The sequence below is a fragment of the Achromobacter sp. KK8 genome, assembly GCF_054188005.1.
This window is the reverse complement of record NZ_CM135178.1, coordinates 954,302-976,894: the sequence shown is the minus strand read 5'-3', so window position 1 is coordinate 976,894 and position 22,593 is coordinate 954,302. Positions and strand designations below refer to the sequence as shown.

Below are 22,593 nucleotides of genomic sequence, written 5' to 3'. Positions count from 1 at the left end.
GCATGAACATGCATACCGCATCGTTCTACGATCCGACGGGTCGGATCATCGGTGTCATGCGCGGGCCGCGCGAGAGCGTGGACGCCACGGCGCAGGTCACCGGCCATCCCTTTGTCGACGGGGAGGGAAACCCGGAGTCCCAGTATGTGCGGGAAAACGCCCTCGTTTCCCGGCCGGAATCCCCCGCCATCCTGGCGCGGCATACCCTTTCGGCGCTCCCGATCCCTTGCACCATCAAGATCGGATCTATCGCGTACCCCTGCAACGACACCACCGCCGAGCTCGCATTCGATCAGCCGGGGACTTATCACGTCACCGTCGAAGCCTGGCCCTATCTGAACAAGGAGTTCACCGTTGAAAATCCGCCACTATGAACCCTACGCGCCGCTACGCGCGCGCGCCTATCCCGCCATCGGCGACCAGCTCGACGCGATCATGAAGTTCGCCGCGCACCTGCAATCCTCGGGGCAGGCCTTGCCCGAGCCGGTGGCGCAATGGGTGGCGCAATGCCAGGGCGTCAAACAACGCTACCCCAAACCCGCCAGCGTCGATGCCGGGGGCGGCGCGGAGCTCGCGAGGAATCCGACATGACCCAATCCCTGACAACCATCCGCCTCTATGGCAGGCTGGGCGCGGAATTCGGCCGGCTGCATCGGCTGGCCGTCTCCAGCACCGCGGAAGCGGTGCGCGCCCTGTGCGCGCTGCTGCCCGGCTTTGAAACCCGCCTGCTCGACAGCGAATCCCGGGGCGTGCGCTATGCCTGCTTCATCGGCCGCCGCAACCTGGCCGAAGCGGAGCTCGGCCGACCCGCCGGCAACGAGGACATCCGCATCGCGCCCATGCCCACCGGCGCCAAGCGGGGCGGCCTGATGCAGGTGGTGGTGGGCGTGGCGATGATCGTGGCGTCCTTCATCCCCGGCGTCAACGTGGCGCTTTGGGCGGGCGCCAGCACGTCGCTGATGACCATGGGGGTGGCCATGACCCTGGGCGGCGTGGTCCAGCTGCTGACGCCGCAGCAACGCGCCCTGAGCGTCAAGGACGGCCCGAACAATGGCGCGTCCTACAACTTCAATGGTCCGGTCAACACCACCGCGCAGGGCAATCCGGTGCCGGTGCTGTACGGCGAGCTGTTCGTCGGCAGCGCCACCATCTCGGCGGGGATCTACTCGGAGGACCAGGTGTGAGAAGCGGCGGGCGGGCGTCCCCATGTCGGACGCGGTTCCCATCCGCTCTGCCTGCATTTGGCGCCGACTCGACCTAGAATCAGGAACCGGCGCGAGCAGGGCCGCGCCGGCCATATCCAATCGGGGGAGCCGCGACGCCGCATGAAGCGCAACTTCAATATCCACGACCTGCGCATTTTCTACACGGTGGTCATGACCGGATCCACCCGCCAGGCCGCGCAGGCCATGCACCTGACGCAGCCGGCCGTCAGCCACGCGATCTCGCGCCTGGAACAGGCCACCGGCGTGCAGTTGTTCGACCGGTCCCACAAGACTCTGCGCCCGACCGAAGCCGGGCAGTATCTCTACAGCGAGGCCAAGCACGTCCTGGACGAGCTGGTCCGCATCGACGAGGCATTGCACAGTATCGAGCAATTCGGTGGCCGCAACCTGCGGATCGCGGCATCGCCGGCGCTGGCGCTGGCGTACGCGCCCGATGCGGTGCGGCGCTACCTCGATGCCAACGGCACCCGGCCGTTCTCGATCGACCTGGAATCCTCGGTGCAGGTCATCGGCGCCGTGGAGACCATGCGCGCCGATTTCGGCCTTGGCGCCGTGTCGCGCGATAGCGCCCGCCTTGCCTTCCTGCCATTCCTGCGCACGGAAGTCATGGCCATCGTCCATCGCGACCATCCCCTGGCGCGCCAGGAGGCGGTCGCGGTCGGCGACATCCGGCCCGACAGCTACGTGCAGCCGCTGTGGTCCGACTACGTCATGCCGCAAGGCGATATCGCCGAGTCGCTGCAACTGCGTTCGGGCATGCAGGCCCACATGTCGCTGCTGCCGGGCACCGTCAGGGCGGTGCGCGGCATCAGCATGGTCAACGCCTTGTCGGCCGCCGACATCGTGCCGGCCTATCCCGAACTGGTGGCGCTGCCGCTGGCGTCGCGCCAGTGGTTCGATTTCGTGCTGATCACGCGCAAGGAATCCGCCAGCCAGGATCTGGCGGAGCGCCTGCTGGACGCGTTGCGCGCCGCGGCCGAGGATCGTCGGCACGGCGTCTATGCGCATACCATCCAGCTGCTCGCATGAGTCGCCGGCGGTCGCGTGTCAATCCGCCGGCGGCTGCCAGGGCAGCGACTGCAGGTCGCCATCGATGCTGATGGCCTGGCCGCTGACCATCGCGCCGAACGGGCTGGCCAGGAACAGCGCCATGTTGGCGATGTCGGCCGCCCGCACGAACTGCCCCAGGCTGACACCGGCCAGTTCCAGCCGGGTTTCCTCGGCCACCGTCACGCCCATGTTGCGGGCGCGCGCCTCGATCACCCGGTCGATCCGCGGCCCCGCCACCAGTCCGGGCAGCAGCGCGTTTACCCGGATGCCGTAGCCACCCAGTTCCACAGCCAGCGATCGCGTCAATCCCACCACGCCCCATTTCGTGGCCGCGTAGGGCGTGCGCATCGGCACGCCCATGCGGCCGGCCACCGAGCTGATATTGATGATGCTGCCGCCGCCGGCCTGGCGCAAGGCCGGCAGCGCGTGGCGCACGGTATGGAATTGCGACGCCAGGTTGATGTCCAGCGTCGCGTCCAGCTCCTGCGGCGCAATGTCGGCGATACCGGCGGTCGGCCCGGCGATGCCGGCGTTGTTCACCAGCACGTCCAGCCCGCCCAGCCGCGCCAACGCTTCCTGCATGTAGCGGTCGATCTGGTCGCGCTGGCTGACGTCGGCGCGCGACCAGGGATGCGGGCAGGCCGCCAGCGCGCGTTCGTCCACATCGCAGATATGGACCTGGGCGCCACGCGCGGCGAAGGCGCCGGCGATGGCCGCGCCGATGCCGGCCGCGCCCGCCGTCACGATCACGCGCTGGCCGGTCAGGTCGACGGGCAGGGCGGCGATATCGCCGGGAATGGGGTTCTTCGTGGTCATGCGGATTCCTTGCGGGAGTGGGGCGCGGGATCAGGGCTTCATCAATCGGCAGGTCGATTCCGCCGGCGAGGTGTAGATCTGGTCGCCCGGCGCGCGCGCCACCAGCTTGTAGTAGTCCCAAGGCCCCTTCGATTCCGCCGGGGTTTTCACCTGCATCAGGAACATGTCGTGCACCATCAGGCCGTCGGCGCGGATCCTGCCATCCTTGACGAAGAAGTCGTTCACCGGATTGGCCTTGAGCCACTTCATCACCGTGTCGCCGTCGGTGCTGCCGGTGGCGGCCACCGCCTTCAGGTAGGTCGTGGCGGCCGAGTAGTCGCCCGCCTGCAGCATCGATGGTTTCTTCTTCATCTTCTCCTCGAAGCGCGCGGCCCATTGCCGCGAGGCGTCGTCCTGGTCCCAGTACCAGGCGGTGGTCAGGTACATGCCCTGCGCCGCCGGCAGGCCAAGCGCATGGATGTCGGTGATCAGCACCAGCAGGCCGGCGATCTTCATCTTCGGCGTCAACCCGAATTCGGCCGCGGCCTTGACCGCGTTGCTCGTGTCGCTGGCAGAATTGGCCAGGCCCAGCACCGACGCGCCAGAGGCCTGCGCCTGCAGGATGAACGAGGAGAAATCCGCGGTGTTCAGCGGGTGGCGCACGCGCCCCTTGACCTGGCCGCCGTCGGCCTGCACCACCGCCGAGGCGTCGCGCTCCAGCGCCTGGCCGAAAGCGTGGTCCACCGTCAGGAAGAACCAGTCCTTGTTGCCTTCCTTGAGCATGGCGCGGGCCGTGCCCCGGGCCAGGGACACCGTGTCATAGGCATAGTGCACGGTGTACGGGGTGCATTGGGAATTGGTCAGTTCCGAGGCGCCGGCGCTGACCACGAAGAACGGCGTCTTCTTTTCCTCGGCCACCTTGGCCATGGCCAGCGCCGCTGCCGAATTCGCGCCGGCGATCAGCATGTTCACGCCTTTCTGGTCGAGCCATTCGCGGGCCCGCGACGAAGCGATGTCGGCGCGGTTCTGGTGGTCGGCCACCAGAACCTCGACCTTCTTGCCCGCCACCACGCCGCCCAGGTCCGCCACCGCCATCTTGATGGCCTCGGCGCCGCCCGGGCCGTCGGCGTCGGCCGACAGGCCCGACATATCGGTGATGAAGCCGATGCGGATCACCCCATCATCGGCCTGCGCCGCGCCCGTCCATCCCAGCGCGGCGGCCAGCGCGGCCGCGCACAGTGTTTTTTTCATGTGTGTCTCCTCGATCCCGCGGATCTTGTTGATATGGACGCCCCGCCGCCGCTCAGAAGGCGACGTCGTGCCCGCCCTTCAGTTGCAGGGTCGCGCGCGCCTCGTCGGGCGTGGCGACCTGCAGCGACAGATCTTCCAGGATGCGGCGGATGCGCCGCACCTGGTCGGCGTTGGACCGCGCCAGTTCGCCCGGCCCGTCCCACAGCGAATCCTCCAGGCCCACGCGCACGTTGCCGCCCATCGTCGCCGCCATCGTTGCCAGCGGCGTCTGCTTGCGCCCGGCGGCCAGCACCGACCAGGTGTAGTCGGCGCCGAACAGCCGGTCGGCGGTGCGCTTCATCATCATCACGTCTTCGGGGTGCGTGCCAATGCCGCCACGAATGCCAAAGACCGACTGGATAAGGAAGGGCGGCTTGAGCAGCTTGCGATCCACGAAATGCGCGGCGGTGTAGAGATGGCCGATGTCATAGCATTCGATCTCGAAGCGCGTGCCGTTGTCGCCGCAGGATGCCAGGATGCGCTCGATATCCTTGAAGGTGTTCTTGAAGATCAGGTCGTTGCTGCCTTCGAGATAGGGGCGTTCCCAGGCGTGCTCGAACGCCTTGAAGCGCTCCAGCAGCTCGTACATTCCGAAGTTCATCGACCCCATGTTCAGCGAAGCCACCTCCGGCTTGAAGCGCAGCGCCGGCGCCATGCGGTCCGCCAGCGGCAGGATCGGCGATCCGCCCGTGGTGATGTTGATCACCACGTCCGACGCTTCCTTGATGCGCGGCAGGAACTGGGCATATAGCGCAGGGTCCTGGGTAGGTTGCCCGGTGTCGGGCTGGCGCGCATGCAGATGCACGATGGCCGCGCCCGCCTGGGCGGCTTCGATCGCCGCCTGGGCGATCTGGTCCGGGGTGACGGGAAGGTGGGGCGACATCGACGGCGTGTGGACCGAGCCGGTGATGGCGCAGGTGATGATGACTTTGTTTCGGGACGGCTTCATGGGCCTGGCACCTCGCGGTTTTTTGGGGCCCCGGTTGTCTCCTCCGGGTGCAGGCCATTCTGTCGTACCCCCGCAGGGCTGTCACCTGAACAGAAATTATCAATTGATAGGAAATCCGGTGCTGCGGCGCAGCGCACGGTCCACCGCGACCGTCCCGGCCTCTTGCCGGCGCATGGCATTTCCGGTTGGGACTACGTTCCAGAACAACTGGAACGACGTCATCAGCCTGGGCTGGGGATATGCATTGCGGCCGGGGGACGGCGTGCAGCCCGACGCTCCCCGCGTCGGTCGCGGGCAATAAAAAAGCCGCCGCCGGACATGCCCGGCGGCGGCCTCGCAACTTGACGTGGCGGAATCAGTCCTTGCGGCTGGTGACTTCGACCAGGTGATAGCCGAATTGGGTCTTCACCGGACCCTGGACTTCACCAACCGGGGCGCTGAACACCACGGTATCGAATTCCTTGACCATCTGGCCCGGGCCGAACGTGCCCAGGTTGCCGCCATCGCGGCTGGACGGGCAGCTGGAGTTTTCCTTGGCCAGTTGCGCGAAGTCGGCGCCGTTCTCGATGGCGGTCTTCAGTTCGTTGGCCTTGGCTTCGGTCGAAACCAGGATGTGACGGGCGGAGGCTTGTGCCATGTAGTGGCTCCTTGCTGGGGAATGATCGGGGAGGGGAGAGTAACGCATTTGGGCGGACTCGATACCGCTCCATCATAAACGGGGTTGGGAACGCGGCCGGTGCCTGGCGGGACCGCGCTTACATCTTGGAATGGATGGCAGCAAGGCGCACAAGAAAACGGGCGCATCGCGCGCCCGTTGGTCCTGCTGGATGGCCGTCTTACCGCACCGGCCACCCATACATCAACCCGCCATTCCGATACGACGCATTCAACCCCCGCGACAGCTTCATCGGGCTGGTGGCCCCGAGGTTCTTCTCGAAGCTCTCGCCGTAATTGCCGATCTGCTTGATGACGTTGTAGGCCCACTTGTCATCCACGCCCAGGTTCTTGCCCATGCCCGGCGTCACGCCCAGCAGGCGCTGCACGTTGGGGTTGGTGCTCTTGAGCATCTCGTCCACGTTCTTCGAGGTGACGCCGTATTCCTCGGCCTCCAGCATCGCGAACATGGTCCAGCGCACCACGTTGAACCACTGCTCGTCGCCCTGGCGCACCATGGGGCCGAGGGGTTCCTTGGAGAAGTTCTCCGGCAGGATGTCGTACTTCTCGGGATTCTCCAGGTTGGTGCGGGCCGCGGCCAGTTGCGATTTGTCACCGGTGAACGCATCGCAGCGGCCCACCGCGAAGGCGCGGATGATCTCGTCCAGGCGCTCGACCACCACGGGCTTGAAGGCGATGTTCTGCGAGCGGAACCAGTCCGACAGGTTCAATTCCGTGGTCGTGCCGGGCTGCACGCAGACCGTGGCGCCGTCCAGTTCCTTGGCGCTTTTCACGTTGAGCGACTTGTTCACCATGATGCCCTGGCTGTCGTAGTAGTTCACGCCCACGCCGATCAGGCCCAGGGTAGTGTCGCGCGTCAGGGACAGCGTGGTGTTGCGCGGCAGGACGTCGACTTCGCCGGACTGCAGGGCGGTGAAGCGCTGCACCGCGCTGACCGCCATGATCTTGGCCTTGGACGCATCGCCGAACATGGTCACGGCCAGCGCGCGGCACAAGTCCACGTCCAGGCCCATCCAGCCGCCCTTGCTGTCGTTGACCGAGAAGCCGGCCACGCCCGTGGACACGCCGCACTGCACGAAGCCCTTGTTCTTGACGCTCTCGAACGTCACGCCCGCGCTGGCGCCCCACGCCGAGAGAAGGAGCGCGGCGCCTGCCGCGACGGTAGTCAGTGCTTTCATGGTGTCTCCGCGCGGGCGCGCAACTTATTGATTCGTGTCCGCCGGCCGGCGGAAATTCGGCGAATGGTATCGGCCGGACCCGGGGCGGAGAATCGGGGAATTCCCCTTAAATCCACTGGGCGGAATTTACCGGGGCCAGATCGGTGGGCCGCAGGTCCCGTGGCGCGTCTCACCGCGCGAAATCCACTGAAACCGTCTGCCCCCGGCGCGTAACCCTTTCGATAATTTCCTGCGCGCACACTCGCCTTACCGCGTCCGCATCGGCGGGCGCGACTGCGAGGGAAATGCATCATGAAGAATCTTGCCAAAGCCGCGATGGCTGCGGGCGCCGTGGTGGTCCTGTCCCTGGGGGCGTTGAGCGTCCCGGGTGTGGCGCGGGCCGGCGTGGCCATCAGCATCGACGTGGCGCCGCCGCCGCCGCGCGTGGAAGTGCTGCCCCCGCCACGCGTGGGCTACGTCTGGGCGCCGGGTCATTGGGAGTGGGTCGGCGGCCGCCACGCCTGGATTGGTGGCGTGTGGATGCCGGCCCGGCCTGGCTACGTGTATCACGGGCCGGAGTGGCGCCAGCGGCATGGACATTGGGTGTACTACGAGGGGCGCTGGGGGCGGCATTGAGAGTGCGTCCGGCGTGAGGGGGCAGTGGCGTAAGGGGCGGCCTTCCCGACGCGGGCGGCCCTCTTGCGCTTCAGCGCTTGAACAGGCGTTCGTGCAGCCAGCCGTCGTTGGTCAGCACCAGCCCCGCGTGGCCACGGATGTCGCCCTTCGCTTCTTCCGCCACGTTCGTGTATGCGGCTCGCACTTTGTCGTTCTTGATCCAGTCGGCCGTGTCTTTCGCCTTGTAGTGGAAGTTCACCTGCGAGACCTTCATGCCCATCATGTCGCTGGGCTCGGTGAAGTTGTCCACGTCGACCACGGTGTACGAGCCCGTGCAGAAGGCAAACTTGTGGCGCTCGCCAAGGTACTTCCTGCCCAATTCGGTGACCTCGTATTCGGTGCCGGGCACGGTGCCGCCGAACAGCGCCTTGAGTTCCGTATCGTGCTTGCTGAGCAGGCCGGCATCGGCAAGCGCGTCCGCGCGGGCTTTGCGGCCTTGGCCCAGCATGTCCTGGTTTTCCAGCCTGAAGGGCAGTTCGCGCGCGGGGAGATTGGCGCAGATGCCGTTCTGCGTATCCAGGTAGGCCTGGATGGCTTTGCTGAAGTTGCTCTTGTTGGCGTCCTTGGCGCTGCCGCACGCCGCCAGGGCGAGGGCGATGCTGCTCACGGCAACGAGTTTGAAGGCGGTCTGCAAGGTGGGATCCTCCGTGTAGGCAACGCGCCCAGGCGCAAGCGTGTCGCGACGGATGTCGACCCCTGGCTGAGCCAGACGATTATGTCGGTGATCGCACGGTCGGATCAGGTGAATTCTTCTGATTCGCTCCGTGGAGCGCGGGATCAGGAAGGGCGGCAGTCAATGGTCAGGGCGCGCCCTTCGGGTGCTGAAACCCGGCCGAAAGTGTGCTCGTAATGCCCATGTTGAGGTCTCCGTGCGTGTTGGGGAGCTTACTCCGGCATCTATCCCTTTTGAGCGACAATGTCGAGATCTCGAGCTTCCAGAAGCCGATGTTTGTTCAAGACGGATTTATGGGCGCGTGGGCAACCGCGAAACGCCTGTGGAGCGAACTGAAAGGGAAGGCACTCAAATGATCCAGCTGCGTGATTTCGATCTGGCTAACTACTTGTCCGACGAAGAGACGATTGCGCATTACCTCGCCGATGCCGCAGGCGATCCCGATCCGGATGTCTTCCTCCAGGCCTTGGGCGATGTGGCTCGTGCAAAAGGGGTGTCGGAGCCATTGCCAAGGGACCGGTTTGGCGCGCATGAACCTTTATCTCGTGCTCGTGCAGGGAGCCAACCCAAGATACCTGATGTTGCACCGGGTGATGGACGCGCTGGGGGTATCGTTGACGGCCATCTCTAAAGGCAAGGACGCAGCGCACGCATATAGCCTCACTGACCCAAAAAAAGCCGCGCTGCAAGGCAGTCGCGGCTTTTCAATCTGGTGCCCGGGGCCGGAATCGAACCGGCACGCCTTGCGGCGGGGGATTTTCTGATCCGGTGTGCTTGAGGTGCCAAATCTCGCAGTCTGGCTATGGCCACGCCTTCGAACTCAGCGCACGTGCACTTGTGGCCGGACTCACCGTCTACGCTCTGTATCTTCCAGAGCTGGAAAGCGCTCTTTAAAGATCATGACGACCAACAAAGTGCGGCGTTTCTGGCAACACTGTGTTAGCGAGATGATTCCTTACCTCGCGCGTGATCTCGGCTGCGGATTCACTGCGTTCCTTGCACTTCAGGGCCCACATGCGTCCGGGATGTAGCGTATCCCATCGCGGCCGAAGACCGTTGTAGCGACCCGAGCCAGGATCATGGTTTCCAAATCCCTCCACTATTAGGTTCCATAGTGGAGAAAATTTAGCAATCATCAGGGATTCACCTAGTGGAATCCAAATCTCATCCACCACCAAATAACGGCACGTGAAATCATCGATGTTGAGGGTTTTAGTTGCTTCGACAGATTCGGAATGTTCCTGCAACCGTGAAAATAGCGCCTTCGACTTGGTCGGGTCGGGCAGTACTTTGCCTTTGCGGGCTCCTTGCGGCACTGCTTTGCCGACGTAAATGGGAATGCTTGGACTGGTTATGTCCATTTGGTTCGGCGTGGAGATTGGACCATAGGCTTCATGCTTGCCATGGTAGTAAATCGCGTAGATGCCCGCACCAAAGAAGGACGTTACCGCGCCTAGCGGATGAGCTGGCTGGCTGACCAAGGCCTCCGCAACGCTGGCTCCCAGATTTTTCTTGTCCAGTGGATTGAAAGGAATGATCTCTGCTGTGTGGGATTTATTATTCATGCAGCGGATTTTTTCTTGTTTGCGTTTACGTTGGTTTCGATTTGGCGAAGTTCGCTCTTGATTAATGCTTCTGCTACTGACGACGCCACGATGCGCCCGAGTGCCACCGGCACCGCATTACCGAGTTGGCGCATGGTTTCCGTCCATGATCCATGAAAAACGTAGCCGTCAGGGAAGGTCTGAATGCGGGCCGTTTCGCGCGCGGTGAAATAACGCACGCTACCATCGGTTAGTACCATCATGTTTTCGCCACCGGGCACACCATGATCGCCGGCCTTGATGGTCTTCGCGGGCTGATCCAGCGGGCTACCAGTATGTCCAGGGTAGCTCTTCGCGCCATCCTGGAATCTATGGTCACGGATATTGGCTGCTGCGTGCGACCGTGGGTCAGGCAAATCCGCAATAGCGTCGCGTACCGTGCGCCATGGCAACGTCTTGGGGGGGCAGGCCGTGAGGGCTTGAATACGCTTGGCCAACTTGAGGGGTTGCATTGGACGATTCTTCTGTGCGATCTTGTGACGGTCCCAATATTCGCCGGTTATCCATTGAGCATATATTAGAGCGTCTTCGCTATGTGTCGCATCGGGAAAGTGCCAATCGATGTCGAGGTCAGAGCGGGTGCCTACAATGAAAACACGTTCCCGCTTTTGGGGCACGCCGTAGTCCGCCGCGTTTACGAGGGTCGCGGTCACATTGTAGGTCAGTCCGGTTTCATGCATGCGGCCGCTTGTTTTCTCAGTCTGCAAGCGCATCAAATGGTCAAACCAGGACTCTTCCTCCTGGCGTGGTGCTTCCGGGAACTCTAGTTGCAGCTTGATGTATTCGAAGTAATTCGCAAAGCTCGATCGGGTGAGTCCCTTCACATTTTCGACGATGAAGCTTTTAGGCCGGAGCGCACGCACGATTTGCACCGTGGCCGGGAACATATCGCGCTTGTCGTCATGGGCCTTGTGCTTGCCACCCATCGAGAAGGGTTGGCACGGTGGGCCTCCCGCTAATAGCTCGATGTCTTGCGGGATGTTAGACCAATCGACTGTGCGCACGTCCCCTTCACTTAGTGGCCAATTGCAAACCAACGGGTAGCCGCGCCGCTGATTCTCGCGCACGGTGTCGCAAGCCCATTTGTCCCATTCCACCACGGCCAGGGACCTAAATCCAGCCAGGCTCACGCCCATCGCCAGTCCGCCAGCTCCGGCGAATAGCTCCACCGCTCGCATCATTTCGTTTCTCCTGCATCTTCATTTAGGAATGTCATAAGTCGAGTCAGGACACTTTCCATATCACGCAACTCGCATTCCCATACCACCAATACTTTCCAACCCAACGCAACTAACTGTTCGAGCTTCATTGCGTCACGAGCCCGGTTTCCTTCCAGCTTCGCGCGCCAGAAGTCGAGCTTCGACTTGGGCATGCGCGTGAGCGCGCATGCCCCGCCGTGCATGTGCCAGAAACAGCCATGCACGAATACAACCTTTCGTCGGCTAGGAAAGACCATGTCGGGCTTTCCCGGGAGGCGTTTGTCGTGCAGCCGATATCTAAATCCACGCGCGTGGAGTGCCTTGCGAATGCTAAGCTCGGGCTTCGTGTCACGGCTCCGTATGCGTGCCATGCGTTCCGAGCGTTGTTCGGGGGAGAGTGTATCAATCACTGTAATTTTGTCCAGTGAATCTCGCCTATCTTCGGACGTTTCTGTGGCGGTTCACCATCCAGCAGGAGAAAGGCGGGCATTGTGCGCTCACGACATGCCGCAGAGTGGCAAGGAATGTTAGCTCATGGCAACGGTTAACGGCTATGGAGGGCTTGCCTGCAGCATTTGTTAGCTCGCGGTCGTTGATGGAGCAGTCGTATGTGTCGCGAGGGGCACTCGCTGCATCGGTGCTAACGAGAGGGGCTGACCGAGGCTTGGCGGTTTGTGAGCGCATGCGGCTGAAATCCGGCTAGTTTTACTGGAAGTACTAGGGATTTCTGAGATGGTGCCCGGGGCCGGAATCGAACCGGCACGCCTTGCGGCGGGGGATTTTGAGTCCCCTGCGTCTACCAATTTCACCACCCGGGCAGGCTGGTCGCGGAGCCGTCCAGGTGACGGTCGCGGGTAAAGCGAAGACCGCGATTATATGCGGTCTGGGAAAAATTGTCAGGCAAGGGGCCGGCGCGGGGCGCGCCGGCCCGCATGCTTACTTCTTTTCCGGCAGGAACCAGTTCATCACCAGCGCGCAGATGCCGCCGGTGGCAACACCCGATTCCAGCACGTTTTTCACGGCGTGCGGCAGGTGCGACAGGATCTCGGGCACTTGCGACACGCCCAGGCCCAGCGCCAGCGACACGGCGATGATCAGCAGGGCGCGGCGGTCCAGGTGGATGCCGGCCAGGATGTTGATGCCCGAGGCGGCCACGGCGCCGAACATGACCATGGCGGCGCCGCCCAGCACGGGTTCGGGCACGGCCTGCAGCACGCCGGCGACGGCGGGGAACAGGCCCAGCAGGACCAGCATGCCGGCGATCCACACGCCGACGTGGCGGCTGGCGATGCCGGTCAGCTGGATGACGCCGTTGTTCTGGGCGAAGACCGAGCTGGGGAAGGTGTTGAAGACGCCGGCCAACAGCGAGTTGGCGCCGTTGACCAGTACGCCGCCCTTGATGCGCTGCATCCACAGCGGGCCTTCGACCGGTTGCTTGGACACCTTGCTGGTGGCGGTGACGTCGCCGATGGCTTCGAGCGAGGTGACCAGGTAGATGATCAGCATCGGCACGAACAGCGACCACGAGAAGCCCAGGCCGAAGTGCAGCGGCATGGGCACCTGGAACAGGGCGGCTTCGCGCGCGCCGGTGAAGTCCAGGCGGCCCATGTAGGCGGCGGCGATGTAGCCGACGGCCAGCGCCAGCACCAGTGCGGTACTGCGGATCCACACCACCGGCACGCGGTTCAGCAGGATGATGGTGCCCAGCACCAGGCCCGACAGCGTCAGGTTCTCGGCGCTGGCGAAGGTGCCTTTGGCCATGGCGCTGTAGCCGCCGCCCATGCTGATGAGGCCGACCTTGATCAGCGTCAGGCCGATCAGCAGCACGACGATGCCGGTGACCAGCGGGGTGATCAGGCGCTTGACGAAGGGCAGGATGCGGCTGATGCCCATTTCGACGAAGGAACCGGCGATGACGACGCCGAAGATCGCGGCCATGACGGCCTCGACCGGCGTGCCCTGCTTGACCATGACCGAGCCGCCGGCGATCAGCGGGCCGACGAAGTTGAAGCTGGTGCCTTGCACGATCAGCAGCCCCGCGCCCAGCGGGCCGAAGCGCTTGCACTGCACGTAGGTGGCGATGCCGGAGATGACCAGCGACATCGACACGATCAGGGTGGTGTCGCGGCTGCTGACGTCCAGGGCCTGGCAGATCAGCAGGCCGGGGGTGACGATGGGGACCAGGATGGCCAGCAGGTGCTGCAGGGCGGCGACGAAGGCGACGGGGGCGGCGGGACGGTCGTCCGGGCCATAGACCAGGTCGTGGCGGGGTTCGGCGTCGTCGGACGCGCCGTGGGAGGCGGGTTGGGTCAGGGAGGCGGGTTGCATGGCGGCAGGGTCGGCCAGGGCGGGGGGTAGGGGAGGAAAGTGCGGGATTTTAGCGGGGAAGGCCCCCGGGCGCACCGCGACCGCCGCGGGGCCGCCAGGAGGCTTGATAGAATTCCTGTCCGCCAACCAGGGGCCGCCGGCCCGGGAATCGATGCAAAAGCGCACCAGAGGGATCGTGATCGGCCTGGTCCTGTTGATCGCCATCCTGCCGCTGTGCCTGCTGTTCTGGTTGATCGACGACGGCGACAATTTCGCCGCCATCGATCGTGGCGAGTCCTACGGCAGCAGTATCTACAGGCGCTACCAGGGCGAGGTCTATGCGGCCGTGCCCAGCAATGGCTATTACCGGATGCCCGAGGCCGACCCGGCCGGCCTGCAGACGTTCGACACCGGTCGCTACGACGGCCGGCAGGCGGCGCGCGACAGCCGCCACGTGTATTGCGGCAACCTCGTGCTGCCTGGGATGCGGCCCGGATCGACGCGCTACCTGGGCAATAGCTATTTCAGCGACGGCGCCATCACCTATTTCTGCGACTTTGCGTCCGAACTCAACCGCGACCTTGGCGGGCTGGACGAGGTCTGGCAGAAGATCCTGTATCGCGCCGGCAAGGGCGACAAGCCGCAGACTTACCTGTACCCGTTCCTGGCCCTGCCGGCCAGCGCCCAGCCGTATCGCCCTTTGCTCGACCGCCAACTGGCCACCGACGGCGCGCGCGTGTTCTACGAGGGCCGCGAAATGCCACGGGCGGACCCGTCGCGGCTGCGCCGTATCGCGGCGATCCAGGGCGGCGAAACGCGGCCGGGCAACGACTTCTTCGCCGATGGCAGCCGGGTGTATTACCGGGAAACGCCTTTGCCGCTGTCGGATGATCCGGCGCTCTATACCTTCATGGTGGGCAACCTGCACCGCCAGCCCTATCTCTATGACCGGCGCGATGGCATGGTGTACCTGGGCGCGCTGGCGTTCGACGCGGCGCATGCGCCGTACCGGCTGCTGAACGAGCCGGGACGGCACGTGCACCACGCCCTGTTCGCCAGCAAGGACGGCATCTACTTCTATGACAGCGAGAAGCGCCAGGTGGAGCGCGCCGGCGACGATCCGTTCGCGGCGGGCGGTTTCACGGCGCTGTCGCCGTACGTGTTCTGGGACGGCAGGCAACTGCTGTTTCTCAAGAGCGAGGAGGTGTGGAGCCGCTCGCGCAGCGGGGGCGGCCTGATGTCCCGTTCCACGCTGGTCCTGCGCATGAAGGACGCGCCGACTGGCCAGTGGACCAAGCTGGGCGATGTCTATCACGGCTTCGGTTCGGTCTGGCGCCACGGCGATGCGCTCTATTATCTCGACGAGTTGGGCGCCACCCAGCTGATCTACAGCCCGATCTACCGCATCCTGGACCCCAAGGCGGCGGATTTCCTGTTGCGGTCGCAGCAGACCCGGCAGATCAAGGCGGACGACATCCGCAAGCTGGTCCACGGCGGCACGCTGGCCGTGCCCGCGTTCGACGAGGTGCTGGAGGCAAAGACGCGTTATCGCCGCGGCTTGCTCTCCCTGTTCTGATGTGCCGGGCGGCGCATCCTTGCCCGTTCGGTTCCCCTTTTTTCGTGTTCGCCGGCAGGGCTGGGGCGGGTTGGCGATTTCCTGGTCTTGAAATATTTCGGATGGCCCCCATCACAACAGGGTTTCCCGGAAACCGCCTGGGCCGCGCGCCCCGCCATCCGGCTTTCTTTTGTCCCTAATTTTCCGACTTTTCATACAACGATGAGCCAAACCGCCACGTCCGAAACCCTGGGATTCCAGGCCGAGGTGAAGCAGCTGCTGCACCTGATGATCCATTCGCTGTACAGCAACAAGGAAATCTTCCTGCGCGAGCTGGTGTCGAACGCATCCGACGCCTGCGACAAGCTGCGCTTCGAGGCCATCGATAATCCGGCGCTGCTGGAAGGCGATGGCGAGCTGGCCATCACCGTCAGCTACGACAAGGACGCGCGCACCATCACGATTTCCGACAACGGCATCGGCCTGTCGCGCGAAGAGGCCGTGGCCAACCTGGGCACCATCGCCCGTTCCGGCACGCGCGAGTTCTTCTCGCAGCTGACCGGCGACAAGCAGAAGGACGCGCAGCTGATCGGCCAGTTCGGCGTGGGCTTCTATTCCTCGTTCATCGTGGCCGACAAGGTCACGGTGGTCAGCCGCCGCGCCGGCGCCGCCGACGCGATCCGCTGGGAGTCCGACGGCCAGGGCGAATTCACCATCGCCGCCGCCGACAAGGCCACGCGCGGCACCGACGTCACGCTGCACCTGCGCGCCGACGAAGACGAGCTGCTCAACGGCTGGAAGCTGCGCGAGATCCTGCGCCGCTACTCCGACCACATCTCGCTGCCGATCCGCATGGCCAAGGAAGAGTGGGATTCGGAAAAGGGCGAGCAGGTCAAGAAGGACGAACTCGAAACGGTCAACCAGGCCAACGCGCTGTGGGCCCGCAACAAGGCGGATGTGACCGAGGAACAGTACCGCGAGTTCTACAAGACGGTGTCGCACGACTACGACGACCCGCTGGCCTGGACCCACAACCGCGTCGAAGGCCGCAGCGAATACACGCAGCTGCTGTACGTGCCCAAGCATGCGCCGATGGACCTGTGGGACCGCGACGGCCGCCGCGGCGTCAAGCTGTACGTCAAGCGCGTCTTCATCATGGACGACGCCGACCAGCTTCTGCCGTCGTACCTGCGCTTCGTGCGCGGCGTGATCGACTCGGCCGACCTGCCGCTGAACGTGTCGCGCGAGATCCTGCAGGAAAGCCGCGACGTGCGCGCCATCCGCGAAGGCTCGGCCAAGCGCATCCTGTCGCTGCTGGAAGACCTGGCCGAAAACAAGCCGGAAGACTACGCCACGTTCTGGTCGGAATTCGGCCAGGTGCTCAAGGAAGGCGCGGGCGAAGACCATGCCAACCTGGAACGCATCGCCAAGCTGATGCGCTTTGCCTCGACCCACACCGGCGACCAGGCCCAGACCGTGTCGTTCGCCGACTACGTGGGCCGCATGAAGGAAGGCCAGGACAAGATCTACTACGTCACGGCCGACACCTTCGCCGCTGCCAGCAACAGCCCGCACCTGGAAATCTTCCGCAAGAAGGGCATCGAGGTGCTGCTGCTGTCCGACCGCGTCGACGAGTGGATGCTGTCGTACCTGCGCGAATTCGACGGCAAGTCGCTGGTGTCGGTGGCCAAGGGCGGCCTGGACCTGGCCGAGCTGGCCGACGAGGAAGAAAAGAAGCACCAGGCCGAAGTGGCCGAGGACTTCAAGCCGCTGGTCGAGCGCCTGCAAAAGACCCTGGAAGACCAGGTCAAGGAAGTGCGCGTGACGCTGCGCCTGGTGGATTCGCCGGCGTGCGTGGTGGTGGGCCAGAACGAACTCAGCCCGCACCTGCTGCGCATGCTGAAGGCGGCCGGCCAGGAAGCGCCCAACGTCAAGCCGGTGCTGGAAATCAACCCGGAACACCCGCTGCTGGCCCGCATCCGCGCCGCCGAAGACGGCGAGTTCGATCAATGGGCCCGCCTGCTGCTCGACCAGGCCCTGCTGGCCGAAGGCGCGCAGATCGCCGATCCGGCGGCGTTTGTGAAGCGGCTGAATGCGTTGCTGCTGAAGTAAGCGGCGGTACGAAGGCAGGAAAAGGGCGCCCGCGAGGGCGCCCTTTTTCATTGGCGAGCGGCGGTTGGGGCCGGACTACCTCGTTGGGGATGGAATCGTGCAACCGGTCCCTGTTGTCCTCGACGCATATTCCCGCTCGGTAATTTCTTGATGAACAACGCGATTTCCGTCGAAAAAATTACCGAGCGGGAATTTTTCTTGTGCAATCCGCGCCCGTAAAACGTTTGGCGTTGACGGGCCGAGCGCGTTCCTCTCTCGAACCCCCCCACGTCATTCATGACTCCAAGTCAAAAGTCTTTCCCCGTTTAGTCGCTTTTTCCGTAAGGGTATACCCGTCATACTGGCCGCCTGTCTTCCGATCAGACCCGCCCCACGCTCCGGCCTTCGCCGCGACGCTTCTGGATTCCCTGGTCGGCGCACCCAACCAAGGAACCCGTATGTCTACCCACGAAACCCCGCCGGTGAAAGCCGGCCTGCCATTGCTGGCATTGGCCGTCGGTGCCTTCGGCATTGGCGTCACCGAATTCTCTCCCATGGGCCTGCTGCCCGTGATCGCCGACGGCGTGGGGGTGTCCATCCCCAGCGCCGGCATGCTGATCAGCGCCTACGCCATCGGCGTGATGCTCGGCGCGCCGCTGATGACCCTGGCGCTGTCGCGCTGGTCGCGCCGCAAGGCGCTGATCGTGCTGATGGCGATCTTCACGCTTGGTAACCTGCTGTCGGCGCTGTCGCCCAACTACACCACGCTGCTGCTGGCGCGCCTGGTGACCAGCCTGAACCACGGCGCCTTCTTCGGCCTGGGTTCGCTGGTGGCCGCCAGCGTGGTGCCGCGCCACAAGCAGGCCAGCGCGGTGGCGACCATGTTCCTGGGGCTGACCATCGCCAACGTCGGCGGGGTGCCGGCCGCGACCTGGCTGGGCCAGGTGATCGGCTGGCGCATGTCGTTTGCCGCCACGTCGGTCCTGGGCCTGGTGGCGATGCTGTCGCTGTGGTTCGCGCTGCCCGCCGGCGAGGCCGGCCGGCGTCCGGATATCCGTCATGAGCTGGCGGTGCTCAAGACCCCGGTGGTGCTGGTGGCGCTGTTGACCACGGTGCTGGGCGCGGGCGCGATGTTCACGCTGTACACCTACGTGGCGCCGACCCTGGCGGAGTTGACCGGCGCATCGCCCAACTTCGTGACGGCGATGCTGGTTCTGATCGGCCTGGGCTTCACCATAGGCAATACCGCGGGCGGTCGCTTCGCCGACCGTTCGCTCGATGGCAGCCTGATCGCCTTCCTGGTGCTGGTGATCGCCGACCTGCTGGCTTTCCCCTGGCTGGCGCAGACCCCGGTGGGCGCCGCGATCGGCCTCTTGATCTTCGGTTTCGGCACGTTCGCCGTGGTGCCGCCGCTGCAGATGCGGGTGATGCGCGCCGCGACCGACGCGCCCGGCCTGGCGTCGTCGGTCAACGTGGGCGCCTTCAACCTGGGCAACGCGGTGGGCGCGGCGGCCGGTGGCGGCGTGATCTCGGCCGGGCTGGGCTACGCCGCGGTGCCGGTGGCCGGCGCGGTGATCGCCGCGGCCGGCCTGGGGCTGGTGCTGTGGCAACGCGCCGCCAACCAGCGCCAGCGCAAGCTGGCGGTGCAAGGCTGCTGAACGTCAGAACTCGAACGTCGCGCCCAGTTCGTACGTGCGCCCCGGCGCCAGCAGCACCTGGCTGGTGGCGCGGCCGCCGTAGTAGGCGTAGAGCTTGTCGGTCAGGTTGCGCACGCGGAAAGTGATCAGCGCCGGCCGGATGCGGTAGCTGACCGCCGCGTCCACCGTGGTGTGGCTGTTGATGCGGACCTGGTTGGCGTTGTCGGTGTAGATCTTGCCGGTGTGGTTCAGGCCGACGAAGAAGTCCATCGGCACGTCCTTCAAGCGGTAGGTGGCGTACAGGTTGGCGACGCGCTCGGGCACGTTGGGCGGGGTGTTGCCCACGCGGGAGGTGCCGTCGGCCTCGGTCAGCGAATCGAAGCGCGCGTTCAGCGCGGCGATGTTGCCCGACAGCGTCAGCTGTGGCGTGATGCGCCAGTCGGCCGACAATTCCACCCCGCGCGAGGATTGGCGGCCATTGTTGACCGTCACGCGCGGGTCGTTGGCGTCGCGCGTCAGCACGTTCTCCAGCTTGATGTGGTAGACCGCCGCGGTCCATTCCACGTCGCCCAGGCTCTGCTTGAAGCCGGCTTCCCATTGTTCGCCCTTGGCCAGCGGGAACGAGGCATTGGACTGCGACAGCAGGAACAGCGAGCCCACCGGGATGGTGGCATTGGTGTACTGCGCGTAGACCGACGACGACGGCGTTACGTCGTATACCGTGCCCAGGCGCATGGAATTGGCGCTGTAGCGCGTGCCGAAGGCGCTGCGGGTGCCGGCATTCAGGTCGGTGACGCCGCGGTCGACGCGGATGCGGTCGTAGCGGTAGCCGCCCACCACCGTCCAGCGCTCGGTCAGCTTGAGCGAGTCTTCCAGGAACAGCGCGGCGCCGCGCACGTCGGTGGTGAAATCGGTGCGGTTGCCGGGGCCGCTCATCAGCGCCGGGTCATCGTTGAAGTAGCCCACCTCCGGATTCCACAGCGAGACGCGCAGCGCGTCCGCGGTGGCGGCGGAGCGGTTGGAGAAGCGCCGCTCGCTGTCCAGCGTGGTCTTGCTGAGTTCGCCGCCGATCACGAACTTGTTCGGCAGGCCGGCGATGGTGCCGTCATGGCTGGCGTCGAAGCGGTCGATGAAATAGCGTTGGTGGTGCGTGATGATGGTCTGGTCGCGGTCGATCGACGCGGGGGCGCTGAAGGTGGCCGATTCAGAGTTCTTCCACAGGCGGTCGACCTTGTTCATCGCGAATTCATTGCGCAGCGTCCACGACGGCGTCAAGCGGTGCGTGACGCGCGCCCGCAGCCAATAGGATTCGGCCTCGTTGCGGTCGTCCAGCACGTTGTAGTTCTTGCGCGCCAGGGCGCGGTCCAGCACGCGGCCATCGGGCGTGCTGACCACGCCGGTGGGATCCTTGGCCAGGCTGCGCGGGATCAGCGGCGTGCCCCAGTAGGCGTGGCCGGTGTCGCGCGAATAGTCGAACGACAGGTCCAGCCGGGTGGCGGGAGCGACGTCGAAGGCGATGCCGGTGGTCAGGTGGTCGAGCTTGTTGCTGTTGCGGTCGATGGTGCCGACGCGGCTGTCGTTGTGGCTGTAGTCGATGCGGTAGGCGCCGGTCTCGCCGAAGTTGTCGCCCAGGCCGATACCGGTGCGGGTGCTGCCGTAGCTGCCGTAAGAGAACATCGCTTCGCGCGACGGGTTGTCGCGATCGGGGCGCTTGGTCTGGAAGTTGACGATGCCGCCGATGGCGCTGTCGCCCTGCAGCACCGATGCCGGGCCTTTCAGCACCTCGATGCGTTCGTAGTTCCAGGTGTCTTCGACCCGGTTGGTCGAGCCCGCGCCCGACATGCGCAGGCCATCGTACAGGTACAGGATGTCGGTGAAGCCGCGCGAGGACAGCGTGGTGGGCGAGGACGGCGGGCCGCCGCCGGCCAGACCGGTGGCGCCGCGCAGGGCTTCGCTGAGGGTGCTGGCGCCGCGCTCGCGCATGGCCTGTTGCGACACGATCTCGACCGATGCCGGCGTCTCGCGCAATGTCAGGCCCAGCCGCGAGGCGCTGCTGCTGCGGCTGTCCAGGTGCAGGCTGTCCGCGTCGCTGGAGGCTTCCACGCGGATGCTGGGCAGTTCGGCCTCGCGCGCCTGGGCCTCCTGGGCCTGGACATTGGGCACGGCGGTGCATGCCGCGAGGGCGGCGGTGGATACGACTCTTCTCATGACGCTTTCCCGAAACTCGATGGGGGGTGAAAAACCTGTCTCTAGACCACGCGGTAGCGGCGCAGGCGCCAGCCGGCCAGGGCCAGCAGCAGCGCCGCGGGCACCAGCAGTTGCAGCAGCGCGCGCGCGGCCCGGGCGCGGACGGCGGCGGGATCTTCTTCCCGCCACTGGAATACCGGCATGGCGGCGAAGTCCGCGGGCGTGATGGCGCGGCTGGCTTCGATGCGGGGTAGAAAGAAGTCCTTCCAGGCGCGGTGGTAGGCGTCGATCTGCCGCATGAAATGCGCGTGGCGGCGTTGGCCGGTGCCGGCCAGCGCGGTGATGCCTTCAAAGGCGACCGCCGCTGGCGACAGCACGCTGTAGCGCGCCACCAGCGCCTGCTGGCGCGCCATCTGCGCGTCGAAGCGATCCAGCTCCGGTTGCATTGCCGCATCCACCTGGCGCTCGACGCGGGCGTGGCCCAGCGGACGGCCGGTGATTTTCAGGCGGCCATCGCGTGGAATCAGGGCGTCGGGCTTGTCCATGTGCTCGTAGTCGGTCGACAGCAGGGCGGCGTGGTCGCGCATGGCCAGCGCCGTGGCCACGCGGGTGCGGGTGGCCAGTTCGGCGCGCGACGGCGCCGGACTGGCGTAGGCAGCCACCAGATTGAGCAGCACCGGCACCACCAGGACCAGCAGCACCCAGCTGACCATCAGGATCATGGCGTTGGCGGCGGAAGACTTGCCAAAGGCGTTGACCGCGACCACCGCCGCGAACCAGAACAGCGCGTAGGCGCCGACCAGCAGCGCCCACCACAGCGTGGCGCTGGCCGCCTGCAACGCCTGGGGGCGGGCGATCAGCAGGGCGGCCACCGGCAGCAGCACCGCGGCGCCCAACAGCACCGCCGCGCGCAGGACCACCTTGCCGCTGATCAGGGTCAGCAGCGACAGCGGTTGCGACAGCAGCAAGCGCAGCGTGCCGTCTTCCTTTTCGCCGGACAGCAGGTTGTGCCCGAGCGCGAAGATCAGCAGCGGCAGCAGGTAGACCACCACGAACGCCAGGTCGAAATGCCCGCTGAGCAGGTGCCAGGGGTTCTCGATGTCGTTGTTGTGGATGAAGTTGACCTTGCTGTCGTAGGTCACCTTGAATTGCGACGGGAACAGGTCGGTCTGGCCCAGCGCCACCGGCGCCAGCGGCACGCTCGGCATGATGGCGTAGTGCGCGCCCAGGCCGCCGCCCATGTTGGCGGGGCTGGCGGGGTTGCCGAACGGCGTCGGGGCCTCGCTGCCGTCCATGATGCGCTGCAGCTGCGCCAGCTGGCTGGCGCGGTTGTGCGCATCGGCGCGCGCCAGCGCGGCCTGGGCCTCGTCTCGCTGCGACGTCTGCAGCAGGCCGTTGAAGACCGCGTAGCCCACCAGCAGCAGGAACAACAGGCCGCACAGCCACAGCGCGCGCTCGCGCGTCAGCAGGCGGAGTTCGTGCCGCAGGACCATCCCGAAGCGGCGAAATTGCGTATCGTGCAC

General features: G+C 65.2%; 21 protein-coding genes and 1 tRNA gene. 9 read left to right on the top strand and 13 right to left on the bottom strand.

Going from position 1 to position 22,593, the window contains the following annotated elements; translation table 11 throughout:
* The first annotated feature begins 2 nt into the window (after window positions 1-2).
* From ACVN9Z_RS04475 to ACVN9Z_RS04460, 4 genes are all read left to right on the top strand, one after another.
* The gene (locus tag ACVN9Z_RS04475; RefSeq protein ID WP_458213167.1) at window positions 3-374 is read left to right on the top strand and encodes a hypothetical protein; all 372 of its coding nucleotides are present in this window, start codon (window positions 3-5) and stop codon (window positions 372-374) included.
* Complete coding sequence (locus tag ACVN9Z_RS04470; protein ID WP_458213166.1) at window positions 355-591, top strand: hypothetical protein; 237 nt, start codon at window positions 355-357, stop codon at window positions 589-591. The genes ACVN9Z_RS04475 and ACVN9Z_RS04470 overlap by 20 nt, the downstream gene beginning before the upstream one ends.
* A complete protein-coding gene (locus ACVN9Z_RS04465; RefSeq protein WP_006385701.1) occupies window positions 588-1,184 on the top strand; it encodes a tail assembly protein in 597 nt (198 codons plus the stop codon). The genes ACVN9Z_RS04470 and ACVN9Z_RS04465 overlap by 4 nt, the downstream gene beginning before the upstream one ends.
* Window positions 1,185-1,325: 141 nt before the next feature.
* Entirely contained in the window at window positions 1,326-2,255 is a 930-nt protein-coding gene (locus tag ACVN9Z_RS04460) for a LysR family transcriptional regulator (protein WP_458213165.1), read from the top strand.
* A gap of 18 nt (window positions 2,256-2,273) precedes the next feature.
* Here the strand turns inward: ACVN9Z_RS04460 and ACVN9Z_RS04455 are convergent, their stop codons facing one another.
* The 5 genes from ACVN9Z_RS04455 to ACVN9Z_RS04435 form a co-directional block, all read right to left on the bottom strand.
* Window positions 2,274-3,092 (bottom strand): SDR family oxidoreductase, encoded by an 819-nt coding sequence (locus ACVN9Z_RS04455; protein WP_006385703.1) that lies wholly within the window; start codon window positions 3,090-3,092, stop codon window positions 2,274-2,276.
* Window positions 3,093-3,122: 30 nt separating this feature from the next.
* The gene (locus ACVN9Z_RS04450; RefSeq protein ID WP_070668607.1) at window positions 3,123-4,322 is read right to left on the bottom strand and encodes an ABC transporter substrate-binding protein; all 1,200 of its coding nucleotides are present in this window, start codon (window positions 4,320-4,322) and stop codon (window positions 3,123-3,125) included.
* Between the two features lie 52 nt (window positions 4,323-4,374).
* Window positions 4,375-5,310, bottom strand: coding sequence for a beta-keto acid cleavage family enzyme (locus tag ACVN9Z_RS04445; protein ID WP_024070524.1), 936 nt, complete (start codon window positions 5,308-5,310; stop codon window positions 4,375-4,377).
* A 355-nt stretch (window positions 5,311-5,665) separates the two neighbouring features.
* Complete coding sequence (locus ACVN9Z_RS04440; RefSeq protein WP_006385706.1) at window positions 5,666-5,947, bottom strand: peptidylprolyl isomerase; 282 nt, start codon at window positions 5,945-5,947, stop codon at window positions 5,666-5,668.
* A gap of 199 nt (window positions 5,948-6,146) precedes the next feature.
* Window positions 6,147-7,163: an amino acid ABC transporter substrate-binding protein gene (locus ACVN9Z_RS04435; protein WP_238877558.1), complete on the bottom strand. Its 1,017-nt coding sequence runs from the start codon at window positions 7,161-7,163 to the stop codon at window positions 6,147-6,149.
* 291 nt (window positions 7,164-7,454) lie between these two features.
* Between ACVN9Z_RS04435 and ACVN9Z_RS04430 the strand changes: the two genes are divergently transcribed.
* On the top strand, window positions 7,455-7,778 hold the full coding sequence (locus tag ACVN9Z_RS04430; RefSeq protein ID WP_006385708.1) for a YXWGXW repeat-containing protein: 324 nt from the start codon (window positions 7,455-7,457) through the stop codon (window positions 7,776-7,778).
* 70 nt (window positions 7,779-7,848) lie between these two features.
* On the opposite strand, the gene ACVN9Z_RS04425 is transcribed toward ACVN9Z_RS04430, so the two are convergent.
* Complete coding sequence (locus ACVN9Z_RS04425) at window positions 7,849-8,451, bottom strand: hypothetical protein (RefSeq protein WP_458213164.1); 603 nt, start codon at window positions 8,449-8,451, stop codon at window positions 7,849-7,851.
* Window positions 8,452-8,842: 391 nt separating this feature from the next.
* On the opposite strand from ACVN9Z_RS04425, the gene ACVN9Z_RS04420 reads away from it, so the two are divergent.
* On the top strand, window positions 8,843-9,121 hold the full coding sequence (locus ACVN9Z_RS04420) for a helix-turn-helix domain-containing transcriptional regulator (protein WP_409142992.1): 279 nt from the start codon (window positions 8,843-8,845) through the stop codon (window positions 9,119-9,121).
* 259 nt (window positions 9,122-9,380) lie between these two features.
* Here ACVN9Z_RS04420 and ACVN9Z_RS04415 read toward each other — a convergent pair whose 3' ends face one another.
* The 5 genes from ACVN9Z_RS04415 to ACVN9Z_RS04395 form a co-directional block, all read right to left on the bottom strand.
* On the bottom strand, window positions 9,381-10,055 hold the full coding sequence (locus tag ACVN9Z_RS04415) for an Eco29kI family restriction endonuclease (RefSeq protein WP_409142991.1): 675 nt from the start codon (window positions 10,053-10,055) through the stop codon (window positions 9,381-9,383).
* On the bottom strand, window positions 10,052-11,275 hold the full coding sequence (locus tag ACVN9Z_RS04410) for a DNA cytosine methyltransferase (protein WP_457548256.1): 1,224 nt from the start codon (window positions 11,273-11,275) through the stop codon (window positions 10,052-10,054). The genes ACVN9Z_RS04415 and ACVN9Z_RS04410 overlap by 4 nt, the downstream gene beginning before the upstream one ends.
* Window positions 11,272-11,664, bottom strand: a complete 393-nt coding sequence (locus ACVN9Z_RS04405; RefSeq protein ID WP_458213503.1) for a very short patch repair endonuclease — start codon at window positions 11,662-11,664, stop codon at window positions 11,272-11,274. Before ACVN9Z_RS04405 ends, ACVN9Z_RS04410 begins: the two co-directional genes overlap by 4 nt.
* 362 nt (window positions 11,665-12,026) lie before the next feature.
* A tRNA-Leu gene (locus ACVN9Z_RS04400) sits at window positions 12,027-12,111 on the bottom strand.
* Between the two features lie 118 nt (window positions 12,112-12,229).
* The gene (locus ACVN9Z_RS04395) at window positions 12,230-13,621 is read right to left on the bottom strand and encodes a nucleobase:cation symporter-2 family protein (RefSeq protein ID WP_006385723.1); all 1,392 of its coding nucleotides are present in this window, start codon (window positions 13,619-13,621) and stop codon (window positions 12,230-12,232) included.
* A 151-nt stretch (window positions 13,622-13,772) separates the two neighbouring features.
* Between ACVN9Z_RS04395 and ACVN9Z_RS04390 the strand changes: the two genes are divergently transcribed.
* The 3 genes from ACVN9Z_RS04390 to ACVN9Z_RS04380 all read left to right on the top strand — a co-directional run bounded on the left by ACVN9Z_RS04390 (window position 13,773) and on the right by ACVN9Z_RS04380 (window position 18,904).
* Window positions 13,773-15,176 (top strand): DKNYY domain-containing protein, encoded by a 1,404-nt coding sequence (locus tag ACVN9Z_RS04390; RefSeq protein WP_173010539.1) that lies wholly within the window; start codon window positions 13,773-13,775, stop codon window positions 15,174-15,176.
* A gap of 201 nt (window positions 15,177-15,377) precedes the next feature.
* Window positions 15,378-17,267, top strand: a complete 1,890-nt coding sequence (gene htpG, locus ACVN9Z_RS04385) for a molecular chaperone HtpG (RefSeq protein ID WP_053499565.1) — start codon at window positions 15,378-15,380, stop codon at window positions 17,265-17,267.
* Between the two features lie 437 nt (window positions 17,268-17,704).
* Window positions 17,705-18,904: an MFS transporter gene (locus ACVN9Z_RS04380; protein WP_006385726.1), complete on the top strand. Its 1,200-nt coding sequence runs from the start codon at window positions 17,705-17,707 to the stop codon at window positions 18,902-18,904.
* A 3-nt stretch (window positions 18,905-18,907) separates the two neighbouring features.
* On the opposite strand, the gene ACVN9Z_RS04375 is transcribed toward ACVN9Z_RS04380, so the two are convergent.
* Together ACVN9Z_RS04375 and ACVN9Z_RS04370 are read right to left on the bottom strand one after the other, a co-directional pair.
* On the bottom strand, window positions 18,908-21,091 hold the full coding sequence (locus ACVN9Z_RS04375; RefSeq protein WP_058665649.1) for a TonB-dependent receptor: 2,184 nt from the start codon (window positions 21,089-21,091) through the stop codon (window positions 18,908-18,910).
* Between the two features lie 41 nt (window positions 21,092-21,132).
* Window positions 21,133-22,593 (bottom strand): ABC transporter permease subunit, encoded by a 1,461-nt coding sequence (locus ACVN9Z_RS04370; RefSeq protein ID WP_150101193.1) that lies wholly within the window; start codon window positions 22,591-22,593, stop codon window positions 21,133-21,135.

What these genes read in the sequence shown, in the direction of transcription:
- ACVN9Z_RS04380 (WP_006385726.1), top strand. Translation starts at nt 17,705, where the DNA reads ATGTCTACCCACGAAACCCCGCCGGTGAAAGCCGGCCTGCCATTGCTG.
- ACVN9Z_RS04455 (WP_006385703.1), bottom strand. Translation starts at nt 3,092, where the DNA reads ATGACCACGAAGAACCCCATTCCCGGCGATATCGCCGCCCTGCCCGTC.
- htpG (WP_053499565.1), top strand. Translation starts at nt 15,378, where the DNA reads ATGAGCCAAACCGCCACGTCCGAAACCCTGGGATTCCAGGCCGAGGTG.
- ACVN9Z_RS04405 (WP_458213503.1), bottom strand. Translation starts at nt 11,664, where the DNA reads ATGGCACGCATACGGAGCCGTGACACGAAGCCCGAGCTTAGCATTCGC.
- ACVN9Z_RS04390 (WP_173010539.1), top strand. Translation starts at nt 13,773, where the DNA reads ATGCAAAAGCGCACCAGAGGGATCGTGATCGGCCTGGTCCTGTTGATC.
- ACVN9Z_RS04395 (WP_006385723.1), bottom strand. Translation starts at nt 13,621, where the DNA reads ATGCAACCCGCCTCCCTGACCCAACCCGCCTCCCACGGCGCGTCCGAC.
- ACVN9Z_RS04450 (WP_070668607.1), bottom strand. Translation starts at nt 4,322, where the DNA reads ATGAAAAAAACACTGTGCGCGGCCGCGCTGGCCGCCGCGCTGGGATGG.
- ACVN9Z_RS04415 (WP_409142991.1), bottom strand. Translation starts at nt 10,055, where the DNA reads ATGAATAATAAATCCCACACAGCAGAGATCATTCCTTTCAATCCACTG.
- ACVN9Z_RS04430 (WP_006385708.1), top strand. Translation starts at nt 7,455, where the DNA reads ATGAAGAATCTTGCCAAAGCCGCGATGGCTGCGGGCGCCGTGGTGGTC.
- ACVN9Z_RS04375 (WP_058665649.1), bottom strand. Translation starts at nt 21,091, where the DNA reads ATGAGAAGAGTCGTATCCACCGCCGCCCTCGCGGCATGCACCGCCGTG.
- ACVN9Z_RS04410 (WP_457548256.1), bottom strand. Translation starts at nt 11,275, where the DNA reads ATGATGCGAGCGGTGGAGCTATTCGCCGGAGCTGGCGGACTGGCGATG.
- ACVN9Z_RS04465 (WP_006385701.1), top strand. Translation starts at nt 588, where the DNA reads ATGACCCAATCCCTGACAACCATCCGCCTCTATGGCAGGCTGGGCGCG.
- ACVN9Z_RS04445 (WP_024070524.1), bottom strand. Translation starts at nt 5,310, where the DNA reads ATGAAGCCGTCCCGAAACAAAGTCATCATCACCTGCGCCATCACCGGC.
- ACVN9Z_RS04435 (WP_238877558.1), bottom strand. Translation starts at nt 7,163, where the DNA reads ATGAAAGCACTGACTACCGTCGCGGCAGGCGCCGCGCTCCTTCTCTCG.
- ACVN9Z_RS04460 (WP_458213165.1), top strand. Translation starts at nt 1,326, where the DNA reads ATGAAGCGCAACTTCAATATCCACGACCTGCGCATTTTCTACACGGTG.
- ACVN9Z_RS04420 (WP_409142992.1), top strand. Translation starts at nt 8,843, where the DNA reads ATGATCCAGCTGCGTGATTTCGATCTGGCTAACTACTTGTCCGACGAA.
- ACVN9Z_RS04440 (WP_006385706.1), bottom strand. Translation starts at nt 5,947, where the DNA reads ATGGCACAAGCCTCCGCCCGTCACATCCTGGTTTCGACCGAAGCCAAG.
- ACVN9Z_RS04475 (WP_458213167.1), top strand. Translation starts at nt 3, where the DNA reads ATGAACATGCATACCGCATCGTTCTACGATCCGACGGGTCGGATCATC.